A 19,277-nucleotide genomic window follows, 5' to 3' on the forward strand; every position below is an offset into this window, starting at 1 on the left:
CGCGGTGGGGACGATTCACGAGGGATCCCCGCATCGAGCCCTGATCTCACACGGCTGAGCCGAGTGAACCCACCAGTGCGTCGAGCTGGACGCCCGAGGCATCACGCTTCGCTCCGGCATCGGGAAGCCGACGCACCGCGCCATCCGAACCGACGGCCACCGCTGGACCTTCACCAGCCCAGGCCAGCGCGAGAGCGTCCTCCCCCTTCAGGAAGCTGTGCGCTCGCACACCGGCCGTCGCTCGACCCTTGGTCGGGAACTCCGTGAGCGCTGAGACCTTACCGCGACCGGGATCGACACCGGCGATGGTCGCGGTCGACATCGAGACCGTCGCAACCACATTCTCGGCGGTCGGATCGACAACGCCAAAGAACATCACCGTCGCGTGCGGAGAGAGATTGATTGCCGACATACCTGCGGCCGCGACTCCCTGCGGTCGCACGGCAGCAGATCCGAATCGAAGTAGCCGGGCGTCGGAAGTGATGAAAATGAGTTCGTCGCTGTCAGCGGCGAGCGCGGCACCCACCACCTCATCGCCCGCCTTCAGTGTCATCATATCGACGTCGGGCCGCGCGGGCCATGAAGCGGGAATTACACGCTTGACGACACCCCGGCGCGTACCGAGAGCAATCGGTCGCGCGGAGTCAAGGGGCACGATGCCCACCACGTGTTCCTTGCCACTGATCGCGAGGTAGTCATTGATTTTCGCTCCGGCAGCCAGCTGGATCGAGTTTGAGGGCACACTGGGGAGGTCAACCGCAGTAAACCGGATGAGTCTGCCGCGATTCGTGATCGCACCGATCTCGGTTCGGCTGGTGGTAGCCACTCGCGATCGGATCGCGTCGTGCCGTGAGCGCCGCCTGGCAGGTGCCTCCGCAGGCTGGCCATCGGCGGTGTCGACTCGGATCGCGCGACCCGTGGTCGAGAGCAGCACCAGGCACGGGGCATCCAGAATCTCAAGGACGGTCGGCGATTTACGTGAGGCGGAAGTCGTCGCAATCGACGCTCGAGCCTCGGTCAGGAGGGTGCGTCTCGGAGTCCCGAAGCGCTCGGCGACCTCTTCGAGCTCATCCGAGACGAGCTGAGCGATGCGAGCAGGGTCAGCGAGGAGACACTCGAGGTACTCGATCTCAGCGCGAAGTTTCCCGGCCTCGGTTTCGAGCTCGATGCGGCTGAATTTGGTGAGACGCCGCAGTCTCAACTCGAGAATATACTCGGCCTGCAGTTCGCTGAGGTCGAAGACATCCCTGAGGCGTGCTCGCGCCTGGTCGCCGTCATCGCTCTGCCTAATGACCTGGATGACCTCGTCGATATCGACGATGGCGACCAGAAGTCCTTCCACCAGATGGAGTCGCTCAGTGCGTCGAGCCAGCCTGAACTGGCTGCGGCGCCGTACCACGCTGAGGCGGTGGTCGAGGTATACCCGCAGCAACTCCTTCAGGCCGAGCGTGCGCGGCCCGCCGTTGACCAGCGCGACATTATTGATGCTGAAGCTGTCCTCAAGCGGGGTGAGCCGATAGAGCTGTTCCAGCACGGCATCCGGGCTGAAACCGGTCTTGATGCCGATGACCAGCCGCAGGCCGTGCTTGCGGTCGGTGAGGTCGGTGACATCCGACACCCCATTGATTTTCTTGGAGTTGACTCCGTCTTTGATCTTCTCGATCACCCGTTCCGTGCCGATAAGGTAGGGCAATTCGGTCACGACGAGACCCGTCCGGCGAGCCGTGATCGCCTCGACCGAAACCCTGGCGCGCGTTTTGAATGCCCCGCGGCCGGTGGAGTACGCGTCTTTTATCCCGTCGAGTCCGACAATGGTGCCTCCGGTAGGGAGGTCTGGTCCGGGTACGAACGCCATCAGGTCTTCGAGGGATGCCTGCGGGTACTCAAGGAGGTATCGGGCCGCAGCCACCACCTCGATCAGGTTGTGCGGCGCCATGTTGGTGGCCATGCCGACAGCGATTCCACTCGCGCCATTGACGAGCAGATTGGGGAAAGCGGCCGACAATACTTCCGGCTGGGTGAACTGGTTGTCGTAGTTGGGGATGAAGTCAACGACATCTTCGTCAAGGTTCTCGGTCAGCGCCAAGGCCGTGGCGTGCAACCGCGCCTCGGTGTAGCGCGGCGCAGCGGGGCCGTCGTCCAGCGTGCCGAAGTTGCCGTGACCATCAATCAGCGGCACACGCAACACGAATTCCTGGGTAAGCCTGACCATAGCGTCGTAAATGGACGCGTCCCCGTGAGGATGGAGCTTGCCCATCACTTCGCCGACGACGCGAGATGACTTCACGTGTCCGCGATCAGGCCGGAGGCCCATCTCAGACATTTGATACAGGATCCGACGCTGCACCGGTTTGAGTCCGTCGCGCGCATCCGGCAGCGCACGAGAGTAGATAACTGAGTATGCGTACTCAAGGAATGAGCCCTGCATCTCGGTCGTGACGTCAACGTCTTCGATGCGTTCGCCTGGGGCGGCACTGCTAGTGGGGTGTTCGGGAGTAGCCATAAGATTGCCCCCATGTTACCGGCGCCCAAACCCCGTGGATTGAGCCTTGCCGATGTGTTGCAAAGTTGTCTCGAAGCGGTATCCGGTGTGCACAACCGACTCGGCCTCGGCGTGGCCCATAATGCGATCGTCGTGATGGTTGATGGGCTCGGTGCCGATGTGCTGCGCGCCAGCGCCGGGCACGCGCGCACTCTCGTTGGTGCGATGACCTCACGCTCGGTGATCGAATCCGGGTTCCCCACCACGACGGCGGCCGCGCTGGCAACCCTGACCACCGGAGAGTCGCCAGGGCGACACGGCATGGTGGGGTACAGCATCCTGGATGCGGCACACGATCGAGTGATTAACCAGATTTCGGGCTGGGATGACCGGCTTGACCCCGCGACCTGGCAACGAGTCCCCACGCTGTTCGAGACCGCCCGTGAGCGCGGTTTTGATCCCGTGGTGATTGGACCTGCTCGGTACCGGGAGTCGGGTTTCACGCACGCTGTTTTGCGAGGAGCTCGATATGTTGCCGCAGCGTCGATGGGTGACCGAGCCAGGGCAACCGCCGAGGAACTCTCCACTTCCGGCGCGCCAAAGCTGATCTATGTCTACATTCCCGAACTTGACCAGGCCGCTCACGCACATGGCTGGCAGTCCACCGAGTGGACCACAGCCCTCGAGATGGCCGATGCGGCCGTGCGCGATATCGTGTCATCCCTTGGCGTTCGCGACGGGCTGATCGTCACGGCAGACCATGGGCTCCTTGACGTACCCCGGCATTCCCACGTGCTCGTCGAAGGGAAACTCCTCGACGGCGTTCGATTTGTGGCGGGGGAGCCGCGGTGCCTTCAGCTCTACTTCGAGCCGGATGCGAGCCCCCAGCATCGGGAAAACACCGTCGACCTGTGGCGTCAGACGGAGGGCGGCCGATCGTGGATAGCGACCAGGGACGAGGCCGTTGCCGCAGGCTGGTTTGGGGAGGTCGACACCGAGGTGCTTCCGCGCATCGGTGATGTCCTCATCGCCGCACGGAAGACCATCGCCTATTACGACGGACGCACCGAGAACCGAAAGGGGCGTTCCATGGTTGCTCAACATGGATCGTGGTCGCCGTCCGAGACGCGAGTACCTCTACTTCGCTTCGGAGCCTTTGACCTGGCCTGAGAATCTGGACTCATCAGCGCTTCCCGCCAGCGCTTCCCGTCAGCGCTTCCCGTCAGGCGGGGTCATCGTCTGATCGAGCCCCGAACACTATTTCGTCCCAGCTCGGCATCGACGCGCGGCTCTTCCGCCGAGCGACAGGCTGAGGCGATGTGGTGCGCAGGGGATCTTCTGCTTCGTCGTCGAAGACATCCATTTGCACATCGACGATCCTGATTGATCCCGTCGACGGATGGGATGCCCTCGCCTCCGAGTCATCGAAGTTGGCGCTCTCCCGTTCGCCGCGTCGCCGACGCAGGGCCTCGAGCAGATCCGATGTCTGATTTGCCTGCACGGGTCGCAGTTGATCCTCCGCGCGTGGTCGCCCCACCGGAACCGGACCGGGGCGTGCCATAGACAGTTGTTGAGAGTCACTCAATGCGAAAGCTCCACTGTCGAAACGCGAGGAATCACTGGTGGGCTCACCTACCGCACGGAGTCGGGGCATCATGCTGCCCCCAGTGTTGCCCTGCTGGGACAGCGTGATTGCTTCACCGTTGAGCGGAGACAAAGACTGCTTTTTGGGATCAAACCCCCAGCGCGCGTCGTGGTCGATCTCCTTCGCGGTGAACGAGAGTTTGACGATCCATCCTTTTTCTGAATCTTTCCAACTGGCCCAACGCTCATCGGTGGCACCGAGGTCGTGGAGGCGCTCGCGGATCACAGTTCCGAAGTTACGTCCTTGGCTGAGGGGATCCGTATCTGCCGCCGCTTTCACCGCGACCCCGAGGGTCGACTGCACGACGAATTCGCGTTCGGCGATAACCGGCCCCTCGAACCGTTGGATGTACTCCAACGACGCTCCCGTAATCGAGGCCACATCCTGTGCGGACATTCCTGATCTGATGTGGGCCTGTATCTCACGAGGAGATAGCTTCGGCCCCGTGCCAGGGTCTGGCACGCTGTGGCGCAGCTTTGACTGCATCATCTCGTCGATAGGGATGCGGAATCGCGTCCCGTCCTCGGCGGCCACCAGTAGTGCGCCACTCTCTACTCCGATTACTCGCAGGTCCTGCATGCTGAAGCCCTCCAGCCGTGAAGATTTGGCATCAGGATCGCACGATCCGGGGCCGATTGGTGGGAATAGAACGGGCGCGCCGCAAGTTGCACGCAAGGCGCGAAGGTCACGGGACTTCGGTGGTTTGCTATTCCAGATGGTTTGATGCACACTGTCCCCGCGATTTCGTTACAGAACTATCACAACGAGACGCTGACAGAAGTGGATGGGCATGGCAACCGATTACGACGCACCCCGAAAGACCGACGATGACTCCGAGTCGATCGAGGCTCTAAAGGAGCGCGTTCCGGATAAGACATCGGGGTCGATCGACTCCGATGACGCAGATAATCCTGGCAGCTTCGAACTCGCCGGCGCCGATCTGTCTGACCTCGACCTCGACGTCGTCGTGCTTCCGGCCCAAGCCGATGAGTTCACCTGCGTTGAGTGCTTCCTGGTGAAGCACCGCTCGCAAATCGACCACTCGACCAAGCTGGGTGCCGTCTGCCAGGAGTGCGCCGCCTGAGTCGATGTTCGTTGCCAGCCTCGTGCCTCATGCCCAACTGATTATTTCGGCTGGGCATGAGCCCGACGGATGGCACTAATGACATCCTTCGGATTTCTCGTAGACACCAGCCAGTAGGGCACAGGGTCGTTCGCGTCGAGCAGTTCGATTCGGATGACCGGATCGATCCATCCTCGGATCACAAGAAATGCCCTGGCATCGAGTCGTTGTCCGCGTTCCAGCGTCGCGTCCGAGCCGGCGAACCCCTCTACATCGCCAATGATGGCGAGGGGAAGCCGGGCTCTGCCTGCGACCAGTTCTGTCTCTGTGACCTGGATTCGTGTCGCGGACAGGAGTAACAGGGTGAGGCAACCGCTGTATAGCACGATCGCTGCAGCAATCCCGACAAAGATATTTATGGGCAGGAACACCAGCAGACTGGCGGGGATCACCAGCGCCGTGCTCAGAAAGAGCCAGGGGGCGGGCCACAATTTTTCGCGGTAGTTGGTCACTGCTCTATTAGACACCGTCCCTCGGGCACCGGGCAGGATCATGGAGTGTGCAGCGTTCTGCACTACCCTCGTCACGTGGCCGAGAACATTGAAGTGCTCATCGCGAGCGGAGAGTCGCCCGTGTACGCGCATCCGGGCGATGCCGGAGCCGACCTTCACTCGGCAGGGCACCACGTGCTCGCTCCCGGAACCAGAGCAACAGTGGGTACCGGGGTGTCGATTGCGCTGCCGAACGGCTTTGCGGCATTCGTGGTTCCGCGGTCCGGACTTGCGGCACGACACGGTATTACCATCGTCAACAGCCCCGGAACGGTGGATGCGGGCTATCGCGGGGAGATCATGGTCACTTTGCTGAATACCGACACCGAGCATCCCTTCGCTATCGACGCTGGCGATCGCATTGCCCAACTTATCGTTATGCCCATTGCCAGGGCCGAATTCATTCGCGTAACCACGCTGCCGGGCAGCCATCGCGGCGGTGGAGGCTTCGGCTCGACCGGTCGGCGATCGTCAACCACAGTCGCCACTGCTCTCGGAGCTGGCGTAACAGGATCAGGAGCCAACTCGTGAGCGACATCACACCAGACCAGCAGGACGTCACGGAACAGCCGAAATCCGCCCCCGCTGACCGAGCGACCGCTGGTCCGCTCGATGAGAGTGAGGCAAACGCCGTGAGACCGTATGTTGACCTCGGCGGCGTGAAGATCCTTCCGCGACCTGATCTCCATCTGAGACTGGAGGTGGAAGAGGGAAGCAAGCGCGTGGTGGCGGTAGGGCTCGACTACGCCGGCTCCACCCTGCAGGTGCAGCCATTTGCTGCTCCACGGACTAGCGGACTGTGGCATGAAATCCGCCAGCAGATAGTCGACCAGATTCACAAGCAGGGCGGAACGACCACGGTTGTTGTCGGTCCGTTTGGGCCGGAAGTGCGGGCTGAGATCCCTCTCGCTGCAGAACAGGCTGGAGGAAGCCGGATCGCCAGGTTCATCGGCGTAGATGGTCCCAGATGGTTCTTGCGTGGCGTCATTGCCGGCTCTGGTGCCGCCGGCGGGGATGCCGCAGCGCAGGTCGAGGACCTATTCCGCTCCATCGTGGTGGTGAGGGGCAATACCCCGATGCCGCCGCGGGACCTCATCCCCCTGAGCATGCCTGCGACCGGGCCTGCCGCAGCCCAGGCATGACACGCGACTCGACCCACGTGAACGACGACAGCGAGGCCGATGAAGCACCGTCGGTCTCCGACGGCCTCGGGGCAGCAGCGCGCCGGTCGGGGCTCGGTGCCGTTGCGCCGGGCGAGACTCCCAGCGGCACCGCTCTGCTGAGGGCGATGGGCGGGATGCGCGGGCTGGTCGAGTCGATCGTCCCGGGGCTTGCGTTCCTGGTGGTCTACACGATAACCCGCAACCTCGTGTTCGCAGTCGCTATCCCGCTCGTTTTCGCCGTTCTGTTCGTTCTGGTGCGAGTGCTGACCCGATCGCCTTTCACAAGCGCGCTGGCCGGAGTAGTCGGGCTCGGTCTTTCTGCCGGACTCGCTCTCATTACGGGGCGTCCCGAAGACAACTTCATTCTCGGATTTCTCATCAACGGGGCCTTCCTGCTGGCATTGGTCGTGAGCATGGCCGTGCGTTGGCCGCTGATCGGCGTCATTGCCTCGTTGATTACCGGCGAGGGCCCGGGCTGGCGAGCGGAGAGGGCGAAGCTCAGGGTTGCACTGATCGCGACCGTCCTCTGGTGCGGCCTTTTCGTGGTCAGGCTCGGTATTGAGCTTCCACTGTATTTTGCAGGCAACACCAGCGCGCTGGCCGCACTGAAGCTCATTCTTGGCGTGCCGCTGTACGCAGGAGTGTTGTGGGTCACCTGGCTGCTGATGCGTACGGCCTACGGTCGCCCTGCGAAGGCTGACGCGTCTCGCTCTGCTGGGGCTTAGTGTTACATTTATCTTGATATCAAGATACTTTTGATCGGTGGGGTGGGATCCAATCCTCCGCTCGGGTCTTAGGATTGCTCTGCTGGCAGATGGCGGGGCCGGCGGTGAAAATGGCAGGGTACCCGCAGGGATTGCGGGCTCAGCAGAGGAGACGACAGTGTCAGCAGTGAACAGCTTCGGTTCGAAAGACACCCTGACGGTCGGCTCTACCGACTACGAGATATTCCGAATCGACAGGGTACCCGGGCACGAGAAGCTTCCCTTCAGTCTCAAAGTCCTTCTCGAGAACCTCTTGCGTACCGAAGACGGCAAGAATGTTACGAGAGCTCAAATCCAGTCACTCGGTTCATGGGTACCGACCGCGGAGCCCAATACTGAAATTCAATTCACCCCGGCCCGGGTGATCATGCAGGACTTCACGGGGGTGCCCTGCATTGTCGACCTGGCTACTATGCGCGAGGCGATGGGCGCCCTGGGTGGCGATCCAAACAAAATCAACCCGCTGGCTCCGGCGGAGCTTGTCATCGACCATTCGGTGATAGCTGATCTCTTCGGAAGCGAGAACGCCCTCGAGCGCAATGTCGAGATTGAGTATGAGCGCAATGGTGAGCGCTACCAGTTTCTGCGCTGGGGCCAGACCGCCTTCGACGACTTCAAGGTCGTTCCTCCCGGAACCGGAATTGTGCACCAGGTCAACATCGAGTACCTGGCCAGGGTGACCTTCACGCGCACCGTGAACGGCGCTCTGCGCGCCTACCCGGATACGTGTGTCGGCACCGACTCTCACACGACCATGGTCAACGGCCTCGGTGTTCTCGGGTGGGGTGTTGGCGGAATTGAGGCCGAAGCCGCGATGCTCGGCCAGCCCGTGTCGATGCTCATCCCCAAAGTGGTCGGTTTCAAATTGAACGGGTCAATCCCGACCGGGGTGACCGCAACGGACGTGGTGCTCACCATCACTCAGATCCTTCGAAAGCATGGGGTGGTCGGAAAATTTGTCGAGTTCTACGGTGCGGGGGTGGGCGAGGTTCCGCTGGCAAATCGAGCGACTATCGGCAATATGAGCCCCGAATTCGGATCGACTGCCGCAATGTTTCCCGTCGACGATGTCACGCTGGATTACCTGCGCCTCACGGGTCGAAGTGATGACCAGGTTGCCCTTGTCGAGGCATATTCCAAACTGCAAAAACTGTGGCACGACCCCGACGCTGAGCCCGTATTCAGCGAGTATCTCGAATTGGATCTGGCGACCGTCGTTCCGTCGATCGCGGGGCCGAAGCGCCCACAGGATCGCGTGGAGCTCTCAAACGCCAAATCGCAGTTCGAGATCGACCTGGGTGATTACACGACTCACGACATGTCCAGAGTGGATGCTGCTGGCGAAGCAAGCTTCCCGGCGTCAGACCCGATCGGGTTCACGCCCGAGGACGAAGAGCGTGCTCATGAGCGCTCGCACAGCCACGTCAGCCATGCTCCAGGAAAGCTCTCCCGACCGGTCAGCGTCACAACGTCCGCCGGCCTCAATTACACACTCGATCACGGAGCGGTCGCGGTTGCCGCCATCACCTCGTGTACGAACACCTCGAATCCCAGCGTCATGCTTGCTGCCGGACTTCTCGCACGTAATGCGGTGAAGAAAGGGCTGACCTCGAAGCCCTGGGTGAAGACGACGCTCGCGCCCGGATCGAAGGTCGTCACTGACTACTACGCCAAGGCCGGGTTGACTGGCGACCTGGAAGCACTGGGTTTTTACACCGTGGGTTACGGCTGCACGGTGTGCATCGGCAACACAGGGCCGCTCATCGACGAGGTGACGGCGGCGATAAACGAGAACGATCTCGCCGTAACGGCCGTGCTCTCCGGAAACCGCAACTTCGAGGGTCGCATCAGCCCCGATGTGAAGATGAACTATCTTGCGTCACCGCCCCTGGTCATCGCGTACGCTCTGGCAGGCTCGATGAACTTTGACTTCGAACGAGACTCTCTTGGCACCGGGAGCGACGGCAACGAGGTCTACCTCAAAGACATCTGGCCAGATTCCGCCGAGGTTCAGCGCACGATCGACACCTCCATCGATACCGAAATGTTCACCAAGGAGTACGGCGAAGTTTTTGATGGGGACGAGCGCTGGCGTTCACTGCCGACTCCCGACAGCGAAGTCTTTCAATGGGATGAGACCTCGACGTATGTGCGTCGACCTCCGTATTTTGACGGCATGACACTCGAGACCACGCCGGTCTCTGACATCGCCGATGCCAGGGTGCTGGCCACGCTCGGCGACTCGGTCACGACGGATCACATCAGCCCGGCGGGCAACATCAAAGCAGATAGCCCGGCTGGTGAGTACCTGCAGCAGCACGGTGTCGCACGGGGCGACTTCAACTCGTACGGATCACGCCGAGGGAACCATGAGGTAATGATCCGCGGGACGTTCGCCAACATCCGGTTGAAGAACCAGTTGTTGGATGGGGTCGAAGGTGGCTACACCCGCGATTTCACTCGAGTGGATGCCCCGCAATCGTTCATCTACGACGCGGCCAGCAACTACGCGGCGCAGACCACTCCACTCGTGATTTTTGGCGGCAAGGAGTACGGCTCGGGCTCGAGCCGTGACTGGGCCGCCAAGGGTACGTCACTGCTGGGGGTGAAGGCTGTCATCACAGAAAGTTTTGAGCGCATCCATCGCTCCAACCTCATTGGAATGGGCGTCTTGCCGTTGCAGTTCCCGGCCGGAGAAAGCTGGAAGTCCCTCGGCCTCGACGGCACGGAAATCATCGATATTGCGGGCGTCGAAGAGCTCAACGACGGCACCACCCCGAAGACGCTTCATGTGACGGCGTCGCCAAGCGAGCATTCGGCTGAGGGCAGGGCCGTGGTCGAGTTTGATGCCGTGCTGAGGATAGATACGCCCGGTGAGGCTGACTACTACCGAAACGGCGGAATCCTGCAGTACGTGCTCAGAAGTCTCGTTTAGGGTGACATCATGACCCTGCTCGAGGAAATCCAAAACCCTCGTGACCTCGACACGCTCTCGCAGGAGCAACTTATCGAGCTCGCGGCCGAAATCCGCGCCTTCCTCGTGCGTGAGGTGTCGAAAACGGGCGGTCACCTCGGACCGAACCTTGGCGTGGTTGAACTCACTATTGCCATGCATCGTGTGTTCGAATCGCCCCATGACGCGATGGTGTTCGATACTGGCCACCAAAGTTACGTGCATAAATTGCTTACCGGTAGGCAGGATTTCAGCCGTCTTCGCGAAAAGGGCGGGCTAGCTGGTTACCCTCAGCGTTCTGAATCTGTGCACGACATCGTAGAGAGCTCCCACGCATCCAGCTCACTGTCGTGGGCCGATGGAATCTCCCGTGCTTTTACGATGACCGGGCAGTCCGACCGGCATGTGGTGGCGGTGGTCGGTGATGGTGCTCTGACCGGCGGAATGACGTGGGAAGCGCTGAACAACATCAGCGATGACAACAGCCGCAATCTCGTCATCATCGTCAATGACAATGGTCGTTCGTACGCCCCGACCATCGGCGGAATGGCGCACTTTCTCAACGACGTTCGCACTCGGCGGTCCTATCGCACTCTGCACTCCACCAGCCGGACGGTGTTCCACAAGTTCGGTGCCCCTGGTAGAGCCCTCTATCGCGGCATCCGGGGCGGTACGCACGGGTTCCTCTCTCGGCTTACGAATAACGAAGCTTTGTATTCGAACCTCGACATCAAATATCTGGGACCCGTCGACGGTCATGACATCAAGGCGCTAACCGAGGCGTTGGAGCAGGCGAAGCACTACGGGGCCCCGGTTATCGTTCATGCGATCACCGAAAAGGGTCGGGGTTATCAACCCGCGCTGCGTGACACGGCCGACCAGTTCCATGCGGTCGGGCAGATCGACCCCGAGACTGGCGAACCGATCGACGTTGCGAGCAAACCATCCTGGACCTCGGTATTCTCCGATGAGATTGTCGCGCTGGCTGACGACAACCCGAGACTGGTGGGCATCACTGCAGCCATGCTTCGCCCCACAGGCCTGCACAAGTTCGCCGAGAAGTATCCCGAGCGCGTCCTTGACGTGGGAATCGCCGAGCAGCACGCCGTCACCTCTGCAGCGGGCCTCGCGTTCGGTGGGCTTCATCCTGTGGTGGCGATGTATGCCACTTTTGTCAACCGCGCCTTCGACCAGATTCTCATGGATGTCGCGTTACACGAGGCCGGGGTCACTCTGGTGCTCGATCGGGCGGGAGTGACAGGACCTGACGGCCCCAGCCATCACGGAATGTGGGACCTGGCGATCCTCCAGGTCGTGCCCAATATTCGAATCGCGGCCCCGCGAGACGCTTCACGCCTTCGAGAGGAACTCGGCGAGGCTGTGGGCGTGGATGACCGGCCGACAGTGCTCCGCTTCTCCAAGGGTGTGGTCGGCACAGAGTTCGAGGCAATTCGGCGCACCACCGATGGCGTGGACGTGCTGACCGAAGCCGAGAATCGGGATGTGCTCATCGTGACAGTGGGCCCGATGGCGGCACTGGGACTCGACGTTGCTGATCGCCTTGCCGCGCAGGGGATTGGCGCTACCGTGATCGATCCGCGTTGGGTTGTGCCGGTAGCGCGAGGCGTCATCGACCTCGCGGCACACTATCGCCTGGTGGTCACCATCGAGGATGGCGTACGCGTCGGTGGAATTGGAACCAGGATTCGCCAGGATCTGCGGTCCGCCGGAGTAGACACGGCTGTGACCGAGTTGGGGCTGCCGGACCAGTTCCTGCCCCACGGGAGCAGGAGTGCGATCCTCGAGCAGGTCGGTCTTACGGCACAGGCGATCGCGCGGGATGTCGTCGAGCAAGTGCTCGGCAGTAAGATCCCCGTGGCCAGGCCGTTGCCGGCCGATGCGGACTCGGAGTCGCACGTAACCCAGGAGTGACGGCCCAACCATCCAGGAACACAGCGGTGATAGCGCGTCGGCGGGGGACCGCAAAGAGGGTATGTCGCTGCCCAGCACGCAGTTGTGGGCTAAGAAACGGGCCCGCCGACGGTGCGGCGGGCCCGTTCTGACGCTATTTCTATCGGACGCCCACGATCATGGGCGTGTGGAACGTGCCGCCGAACGTTCGCTCCGAGGCTCCCACCCGATCGAGATATGGGGTGGCACCGCCCATCTGGAACGGGTATCCCGCACCAAGGATCAGGCAGAGATCGATGTCTTGGGCAGCAGTCACTACGTCGTCTTCGAGCATGCGATGAATCTCGTCGGCCAGGCCGTCCTCGATGCGCACCTGGAGCTCGGCCGCAGTCATAGGTGACGTGCCCCCCTTGACGATCTTCAACGCAGCCTTATCGATGCCCTTGACCCTGCCCTTAGAATCGCGCTCGAAGATGTGCCCGAGTTCTGCCAGTTTGTGGAGGTTCTCGCTTTCGAAGAACCGGTCCGGAAAGGCCTTGTGGTGTGTATCAAGCACGTGAGCGCCTACCTTGAGGCCGACGAGTTCGAGCAGTTCGAACGGGGTCATCGGCAGGCCGAAGGGCCGAGTGGATTCTTCCACCACCTCGAATGGAGTTCCGGTATCGACGGCGTGCATTGCTTCGCCGAGTACCTTGGCCAGGATGCGGTTGACGACAAAGCCCGGAGTGTCCCTGGTGATCACCGCGTTCTTGCGAAGGCTGGCCGCCGTAACCATGGCGGTAGAAAGTGACTCGTCGTTGGTGTGTGGTGTCCTCACGACCTCGATCAGAGGCATAACCGCCACTGGATTGAAGAAGTGGAAACCTACCAGTCGCTCCTGGTGTTCAAGTTTGGCCCCGATCTGCTCGACAGAAAGCGATGAAGTGTTGGTCGCGAGAATAGCCTCAGGGGAGATATATTTCTCTATCTCGGCGAAGACATTCTGCTTCGCTTCCAGTTCCTCGTAAATTGCCTCAATCACCCAATCACAATCGGCGAAGTCGGACTTATCCGTGGTTCCGGTTACCAGCGCGGTCAGGCGATGCGATTCGTCGGTCGAGATGCGACCCTTCTCCAGCAGGGCGTGAATCTCCGCGTGAATAGCGGCGACTCCAGCATCTGTCGCGCCCTGGTCCAGGTCGGTGATCACCACCGGCACCTGCAGTCGGCGCACGAAAAGCAGGGCGAATTGGCGTGCCATCAGACCCGCGCCGATAACTCCGACCTTGGACACCTTGCGAGCAAGAGCCTTATCCGGGGCGCCCGCAGGTCGCTTTGCGCGCTTCTGCACGAGGTTGAACGCATAGATGCTGGCATGGAACTGATCTCCCGAAATCAGGTCCGCGAGAGCATCATCTTCGGCCGCGAACCCGGTCTTCTTGTCCGTGTTCTTTGCGGCCTTTAGCAGTTCGAGGGCTCGATAGGGCGAATGCGCGACCAGGCCGATTCGACTTTCCAACGTCTTCCGTGCCATCCCGATGGCGATATCCCACTTGACGGCCCGCTCGATCTTGCCAGGTTCATGTGGGCGTGTGACCTTGGTTGTGCCGGCGATCACGCCGTCGGCCCAACGGATTGAATCTTCGATGAAGTTAGCTGGCCCAAACATGGCATCCGCAATTCCGAGCTCGAACGCCTGGGGGCCCTTGAGCATCCGGTTGCTCTTGAGGGGATTGGAAATCACCACCTCGAGTGCATTCTCGATTCCGATGAGGTTCGGGAGCAACCAGGCGCCACCCCAGCCCGGGATGATGCCCAGGAACACTTCGGGCAGCGCGAGAGCGGGCACCGAGCTATCGATGGTGCGGTAGGTCGAATTGAGCGGAATCTCGACGCCACCGCCCAGGGCCAGCCCATTGATGAAGGTGAACGAAGGCACACCGAGTTCGCTGAGCTTACCGAGGGACCAATGGCCGAGCTGCGCCATTTGCTTGCCGGTCTCGCGATCGGGCAGCTCGCCCACCTTCGAGAGGTCGGCGCCCGCAGCAAAGATAAACGGCTTGCCGATGACAGCAAGTCCGTGAATCTCCCCGGCGGCAGCGCGAGCCGTCTGCTCGTCGAGCACGCGCGCGAATTCGACCAGAGTCTTTGGGCCGAGGGTGTTCGGCCGGGTGTGGTCCTTGCCATTATCAAGTGTGAGCAGTGCGAGAATCCTGCCGTCAGAGATGGGGATGTCACGTACGTAGGAGTTCGTCACCACCTCGTCCGGGTCGAGCGAGGCAATCTTCGTGAACGTGTCGGCCGTGATGGTCATCTATTTCTTCCCCTTGTAGTTCGGGTTCTCCCAGATGACTGATCCACCCTGCCCGAGTCCGACGCACATGGCCGTCAGGCCGTAGCGGACCTCAGGATGCTCAGCAAACTGGGCGGCAAGTTGAATCATGAGTCGAACACCGGATGATGCCAGGGGATGACCCATGGCGATGGCGCCTCCCCACTGGTTGACCCTCGGGTCGTCATCGGCGATTCCAAAATGATCGAGTAAGGAGAGCACCTGGACAGCGAATGCTTCGTTCAGCTCAAACAGTCCAATGTCCGCGATGCTCAGCCCGGCCTTGCGCAGTGCCTTTTCTGTGGATGGCACCGGCCCGATTCCCATAATCTCGGGCTCGACACCAGCGAAAGCGAAGCTGACCATTCGCATTTTCGGCTTCAGTCCGAACTCTTTGGCAGCGTCGGCACTGGCGATGATGCTCGCTGTCGCACCGTCATTCAGACCAGAGGAGTTACCCGCTGTGACTCGTCCGTGCGGCCGAAACGGTGTACGCAGGGCAGCAAGCCCCTCGAGGGTGGTCTCGGGGCGCAATGCCTCATCGCGGGTGGCAAGCCCCCATCCGGCGCCACTTTTCGTAGCGACCGGCACCAGGTCTGGCTGCAGCTTCCCGTTCTCGTAGGCGGCAAATGCCTTCTGCTGGCTGGCCAGGGCGAATCGGTCGGCGCGCTCTTTCGTGAGGTGCGGGAAACGATCGTGGATTCGCTCCGCGGTGTTGCCCATGTTCAGCGCTTCACCGCTGACCAGTTTTTCCGAAAGGAACCGGGGGTTAGGGTCTGCCCCGAATCCCATCGGATGACGACCCATGTGCTCCACCCCGCCGGCGATACCGATGTCGTATGCCCCGAAGGCGATCCCCCCGGCGATGGCGGTGACCGACGTCATGGCGCCCGCACACATACGGTCGATTGCGAAGCCCGGAACCGACTTCGGCAGCCCCGCCAGCAAGGCGGCGGTGCGGCCGATAGTCAGACCCTGGTCGCCCTGCTGGGTCGTGGCCGCTATCGCAACCTCGTCGAAACGATCCTTCGGGATGGATGGGTTGCGCTCAATCAGCCCGATCATCGCCTTCACGACGAGATCATCGGCCCTGGTATTCCAGTACATGCCTTTCTCGCCTGCACGACCAAACGGGGTTCGAACCCCGTCGACGAATACAACTTCAGCTTGCTTGGCCACGGTGTCTCCACTTTCCTTAGGTCTGCGTCGATCGTAGGTTGGCCGTTTTCGGGGCTGGAATCCTTTGACTGTTCCTACGACTCGGGTTCGGACGCCGGCTGGGGTGTTTGGCTGGCTTCCACAAAGGCATCGGCAATTACCTGTGCCGTTGCGTCAACCTGCCAGGCACGCGCGCCTAGCGCCACGAGACTCGCGGCGATGCCGTCTTTTCCGGCTGGCTCAGGGGGAGTCCACGCAACGCGCCTCAGCATTTCGGGGGTCAACATGTTTTCCACGGGGATAGAGAGGTCCGTTGACACCTCCGTGATCCGCGTCCGGGCCGTCTTCAACCGTTTGTCAGCGTCGGGGTTCTTATCGCTCCAGACGCGCGGCGGTGGCAGCACATCGCCGGCGACACGAAGCACAGGGAGATCATCACTGGCCATACCTGCCTGGATCGCATCCCACCAGCGGTCAATCTGCGAGCGACTCGCTCGACCCGTGAAATCTTTGAGGGCAGCGAGATCCCGTTTGGATTCGGGCACCATCCTTGCCGCGGCCACGAGGGCAGAATCGGGAACCAATCTTCCAGGCGCAGTATCGATCTCGCGTGCAAACGCATCCCGTGCCTGCCACAGTTCCCTGGCGATGGCGAGGTTGCGCCCACCCCTGATGGCGTGCACACCGCTGAGCCGCCTCCAGGGTTCCTGGCGCACGACCACGAAGTCGCGGGTGAGCACCGAGGCGAACTCCTGCTCGGCAATTCCGGACTTGCCATCGCGCTCAAGCACGACGGCAAGAGACTCCCGCAGGTCGACTAACAATTCCACATCGAGCGCGGCGTAAACCAGCCAGCTCTGAGGCAGGGGACGAGTAGACCAATCCGCCGCCGAGTGCTCCTTCGCGAGATGGATGCCCAGCAAATCCTCGACGACAGCACCGAGTCCGACGCGGGGGAGTCCGGCCAGCCGCGCGGCCAACTCGGTATCGAACAGGCGTGTGGGATCGAGGCCCACCTCCCTAAGACAGGTGAGATCCTGGCTGGCGGCGTGCAAGATCCACTCTTCGCCCGCAATGAGTTCGTTGAGTTCAGTAAAGGCCCCGATAGCGGGAGGGTCAAAAAGAAAAGTGCCCGCGCCCCGTCTGAAGATCTGAATCAGATATGCACGCTGCGAGTAGCGGTAACCGGATGCACGCTCGGCATCGATGGCGATGGGGCCCGTTCCGCCGGAGATCGCTTCGACGGCGGCGAGGTAGCCACTGTGAGTGTCAATCACTCCAACCTCGACGTGCGAGGCCTGGTGGGGCTCAGACGCCCCTTGCGGCTCGACGGTAGGGGACGCAGCGTCTCCAGCTGCGGCGCTCTCGTTCGTGCTATTCACGTCCAGCTCGGCGTACAGGCAACACACTTACTCCCTCGATCGTCGGCGGCAGGCCGGCAAGCATGCACAATAACTCACCCCAGCCTTCCACATGAGAAGCGAGGTCGTGGTCTTCGGGAGTCCATGATGCGCGTAACTCGATCTGGGCGCCGTCGCCCTGCGACTGCAATTCTCCAAATCCGGTGGACAATATTCGCGTTGCCGTGCCGCTCGCCGAGGTGTATCTCGCGCCTCGAGCATCGAGGGCGTCAACCAGCCATGACCAAGCCACATCGGCGAGAAACGGGTCTATGCCCATCTCGGTTTCAAGCGGCGCCTGGGCGTAACAGATGACTCTGAACTGACCCCCCCACGCCTCGGGTGATTCCGGATCGTACAACAACACAAAACGCCCCGTTCCTAACTCCGAATCCGTACCGTGACGGGCTGGCGTCACGTCAGCCGCAAGTGCAAAGGACCATGGCGCAAGGCTTCCCGGCGCAGGAATTTCGGCCACACTGAGCTCCGGTCGCGAAATCGCGGCCCTCAGCGACTCAAGGGCGGCGGCGAAAGCGTGGGGTGGTTGTGGTGCAGGGAGCGTGTCGGGCACGATTGAAGATTAGGCTTTGTCCCACGATTAGCAACCGAGGCACGCCGGGGTACACGCGGCACGGGCATACCAGGAGCGGCATGAGCAGGCACGAGCATCCGCGTCCGGTCGCCCGCCGAGTGGCATTGTGGGCGACGATTACAGCGGCCAGCGCAGTCGCCGCAACTGCCATAGTTGGTGGGCTTATCGCCCTGATATTTGCCAGGACAGTAGTGACGCCCCCGAGGAAGCGCGACGAGAGCCTGCGCATTCTGTCGCACGATGAGACCACGATCACCATATCGCCATCGTTGGATTCCCTGATTCCGGGAACCTATAGCCTGTGGTTCAACCAGGATCGCGGTCACGCGCGCATTGGTGAGATCGTCGCTCACTCGACTACGAGCGTGACGCGTCAACTGCTGGACGTTGCGCGCGGTTCGCTCCGAGGAGTCAGTCGCGGACGAATCGGTGGCTGGTTTTTTCTGGGGCCTGCCGAACTGGGGTTCGGCTACACCGACGTTGCTGTCGACACGGAACTCGGCCCGGCTCCCGCGTGGTTGATTCCGGCGGAGCATCCGTCCACTCGCTGGATGATAGGCGTGCACGGCCGAGCTGTACGACGTGAGGAAGCACTCAGGGCGGTGCCAGCTTTCAGGGAAGCGGGTTTCACATCTCTCCTGGTGTCCTATCGCAACGACGGGGATGCACCAGCAAGTTCTGACCAGCGCTACTCGCTCGGTGATAGGGAATGGAAGGATGTGGAAGCGGCCGTGCGGTATGCGGTCGAGCACGGCGCTGAGCAGATAGTGCTGATGGGTTGGTCAATGGGTGGCTCGATCGTGCTGCAGATCGTGACCCGCTCCCCGGTGGCGCATCACATCCACGGCGTGGTCCTCGACTCACCGGTCGTGGATTGGATCACCGCATTGCGCTACCAGGGAATCGCTCGGCGTCTTCCTCGATCGGTGACCCTCGCGATGATGTGGATGCTGTCGCATGCCTGGTCGAGAGCGCTCACCGGGCAGGCGCATCCCATCGACTTCGATCGACTCAATATGGTCAGTCGCGCCCGGGAGCTCGACCTCCCAATCCTGCTTCTGCACAGCGTAGACGACGGCTCGATCCCGGCAACTGCATCCCGTGCCCTCGCCGCGGCCAGGCCAGATATCGTCACGTACGAGGAGTTCACTACAGCGCGGCATACACGCCTGTGGAATTACGATCCCGATCGTTGGAACCTGGCACTACGTCGCTGGCTGAGCGGCTTGGGCGCGCCGTGAGGGCGTCGTCCTTGGGGTAACCGACGGTGCGGCCGCGAGGCTA

The 19,277-nt window shown here is 61.6% G+C and carries 15 protein-coding genes; 8 read left to right on the top strand and 7 right to left on the bottom strand.

Annotated elements, in window-relative coordinates:
* Window positions 1–46 precede the first annotated feature (46 nt).
* Window positions 47–2,503 (bottom strand): DNA topoisomerase IV subunit A, encoded by a 2,457-nt coding sequence (locus tag RMN95_RS06855; RefSeq protein ID WP_309616195.1) that lies wholly within the window; start codon window positions 2,501–2,503, stop codon window positions 47–49.
* 12 nt (window positions 2,504–2,515) lie between these two features.
* Between RMN95_RS06855 and RMN95_RS06860 the strand changes: the two genes are divergently transcribed.
* Window positions 2,516–3,652 (top strand): alkaline phosphatase family protein, encoded by a 1,137-nt coding sequence (locus tag RMN95_RS06860; RefSeq protein ID WP_309616196.1) that lies wholly within the window; start codon window positions 2,516–2,518, stop codon window positions 3,650–3,652.
* Between the two features lie 52 nt (window positions 3,653–3,704).
* Here RMN95_RS06860 and sepH read toward each other — a convergent pair whose 3' ends face one another.
* Window positions 3,705–4,706, bottom strand: coding sequence for a septation protein SepH (gene sepH, locus RMN95_RS06865; protein WP_309616197.1), 1,002 nt, complete (start codon window positions 4,704–4,706; stop codon window positions 3,705–3,707).
* 211 nt (window positions 4,707–4,917) lie between these two features.
* On the opposite strand from sepH, the gene RMN95_RS06870 reads away from it, so the two are divergent.
* Window positions 4,918–5,211, top strand: a complete 294-nt coding sequence (locus RMN95_RS06870; protein WP_309616198.1) for a DUF4193 domain-containing protein — start codon at window positions 4,918–4,920, stop codon at window positions 5,209–5,211.
* Between the two features lie 41 nt (window positions 5,212–5,252).
* On the opposite strand, the gene RMN95_RS06875 is transcribed toward RMN95_RS06870, so the two are convergent.
* Window positions 5,253–5,702, bottom strand: a complete 450-nt coding sequence (locus RMN95_RS06875; protein WP_309616199.1) for a DUF3093 domain-containing protein — start codon at window positions 5,700–5,702, stop codon at window positions 5,253–5,255.
* A gap of 75 nt (window positions 5,703–5,777) precedes the next feature.
* On the opposite strand from RMN95_RS06875, the gene dut reads away from it, so the two are divergent.
* The 5 genes from dut to dxs all read left to right on the top strand — a co-directional run bounded on the left by dut (window position 5,778) and on the right by dxs (window position 12,553).
* Window positions 5,778–6,272, top strand: a complete 495-nt coding sequence (gene dut, locus RMN95_RS06880) for a dUTP diphosphatase (protein ID WP_309616200.1) — start codon at window positions 5,778–5,780, stop codon at window positions 6,270–6,272.
* Window positions 6,269–6,883 (top strand): DUF3710 domain-containing protein, encoded by a 615-nt coding sequence (locus tag RMN95_RS06885; protein WP_309616201.1) that lies wholly within the window; start codon window positions 6,269–6,271, stop codon window positions 6,881–6,883. Before dut ends, RMN95_RS06885 begins: the two co-directional genes overlap by 4 nt.
* On the top strand, window positions 6,880–7,629 hold the full coding sequence (locus RMN95_RS06890) for a DUF3159 domain-containing protein (RefSeq protein ID WP_309616202.1): 750 nt from the start codon (window positions 6,880–6,882) through the stop codon (window positions 7,627–7,629). Before RMN95_RS06885 ends, RMN95_RS06890 begins: the two co-directional genes overlap by 4 nt.
* 157 nt (window positions 7,630–7,786) lie before the next feature.
* Window positions 7,787–10,603: an aconitate hydratase gene (locus tag RMN95_RS06895; protein WP_309616203.1), complete on the top strand. Its 2,817-nt coding sequence runs from the start codon at window positions 7,787–7,789 to the stop codon at window positions 10,601–10,603.
* A gap of 9 nt (window positions 10,604–10,612) precedes the next feature.
* Window positions 10,613–12,553: a 1-deoxy-D-xylulose-5-phosphate synthase gene (gene dxs, locus RMN95_RS06900; protein WP_309616204.1), complete on the top strand. Its 1,941-nt coding sequence runs from the start codon at window positions 10,613–10,615 to the stop codon at window positions 12,551–12,553.
* Between the two features lie 139 nt (window positions 12,554–12,692).
* On the opposite strand, the gene RMN95_RS06905 is transcribed toward dxs, so the two are convergent.
* From RMN95_RS06905 to RMN95_RS06920, 4 genes are all read right to left on the bottom strand, one after another.
* The gene (locus RMN95_RS06905; RefSeq protein WP_309616205.1) at window positions 12,693–14,825 is read right to left on the bottom strand and encodes a 3-hydroxyacyl-CoA dehydrogenase NAD-binding domain-containing protein; all 2,133 of its coding nucleotides are present in this window, start codon (window positions 14,823–14,825) and stop codon (window positions 12,693–12,695) included.
* The gene (locus RMN95_RS06910) at window positions 14,826–16,022 is read right to left on the bottom strand and encodes a thiolase family protein (RefSeq protein WP_309616206.1); all 1,197 of its coding nucleotides are present in this window, start codon (window positions 16,020–16,022) and stop codon (window positions 14,826–14,828) included. It lies immediately after the preceding gene.
* Between the two features lie 74 nt (window positions 16,023–16,096).
* Window positions 16,097–17,278 carry an HRDC domain-containing protein gene (locus tag RMN95_RS06915; RefSeq protein ID WP_309616207.1) on the bottom strand — a complete coding sequence of 394 codons (1,182 nt, stop codon included), beginning with the start codon at window positions 17,276–17,278 and terminating at the stop codon, window positions 16,097–16,099.
* 97 nt (window positions 17,279–17,375) lie between these two features.
* On the bottom strand, window positions 17,376–17,972 hold the full coding sequence (locus RMN95_RS06920; protein WP_309616208.1) for a DUF3000 domain-containing protein: 597 nt from the start codon (window positions 17,970–17,972) through the stop codon (window positions 17,376–17,378).
* A gap of 80 nt (window positions 17,973–18,052) precedes the next feature.
* Between RMN95_RS06920 and RMN95_RS06925 the strand changes: the two genes are divergently transcribed.
* Complete coding sequence (locus tag RMN95_RS06925) at window positions 18,053–19,234, top strand: alpha/beta fold hydrolase (protein ID WP_309616209.1); 1,182 nt, start codon at window positions 18,053–18,055, stop codon at window positions 19,232–19,234.
* Window positions 19,235–19,277 lie beyond the last annotated feature (43 nt).

It is taken from the genome of Salinibacterium sp. (assembly GCF_031364185.1).
Lineage (GTDB): Bacteria > Actinomycetota > Actinomycetes > Actinomycetales > Microbacteriaceae > Rhodoglobus.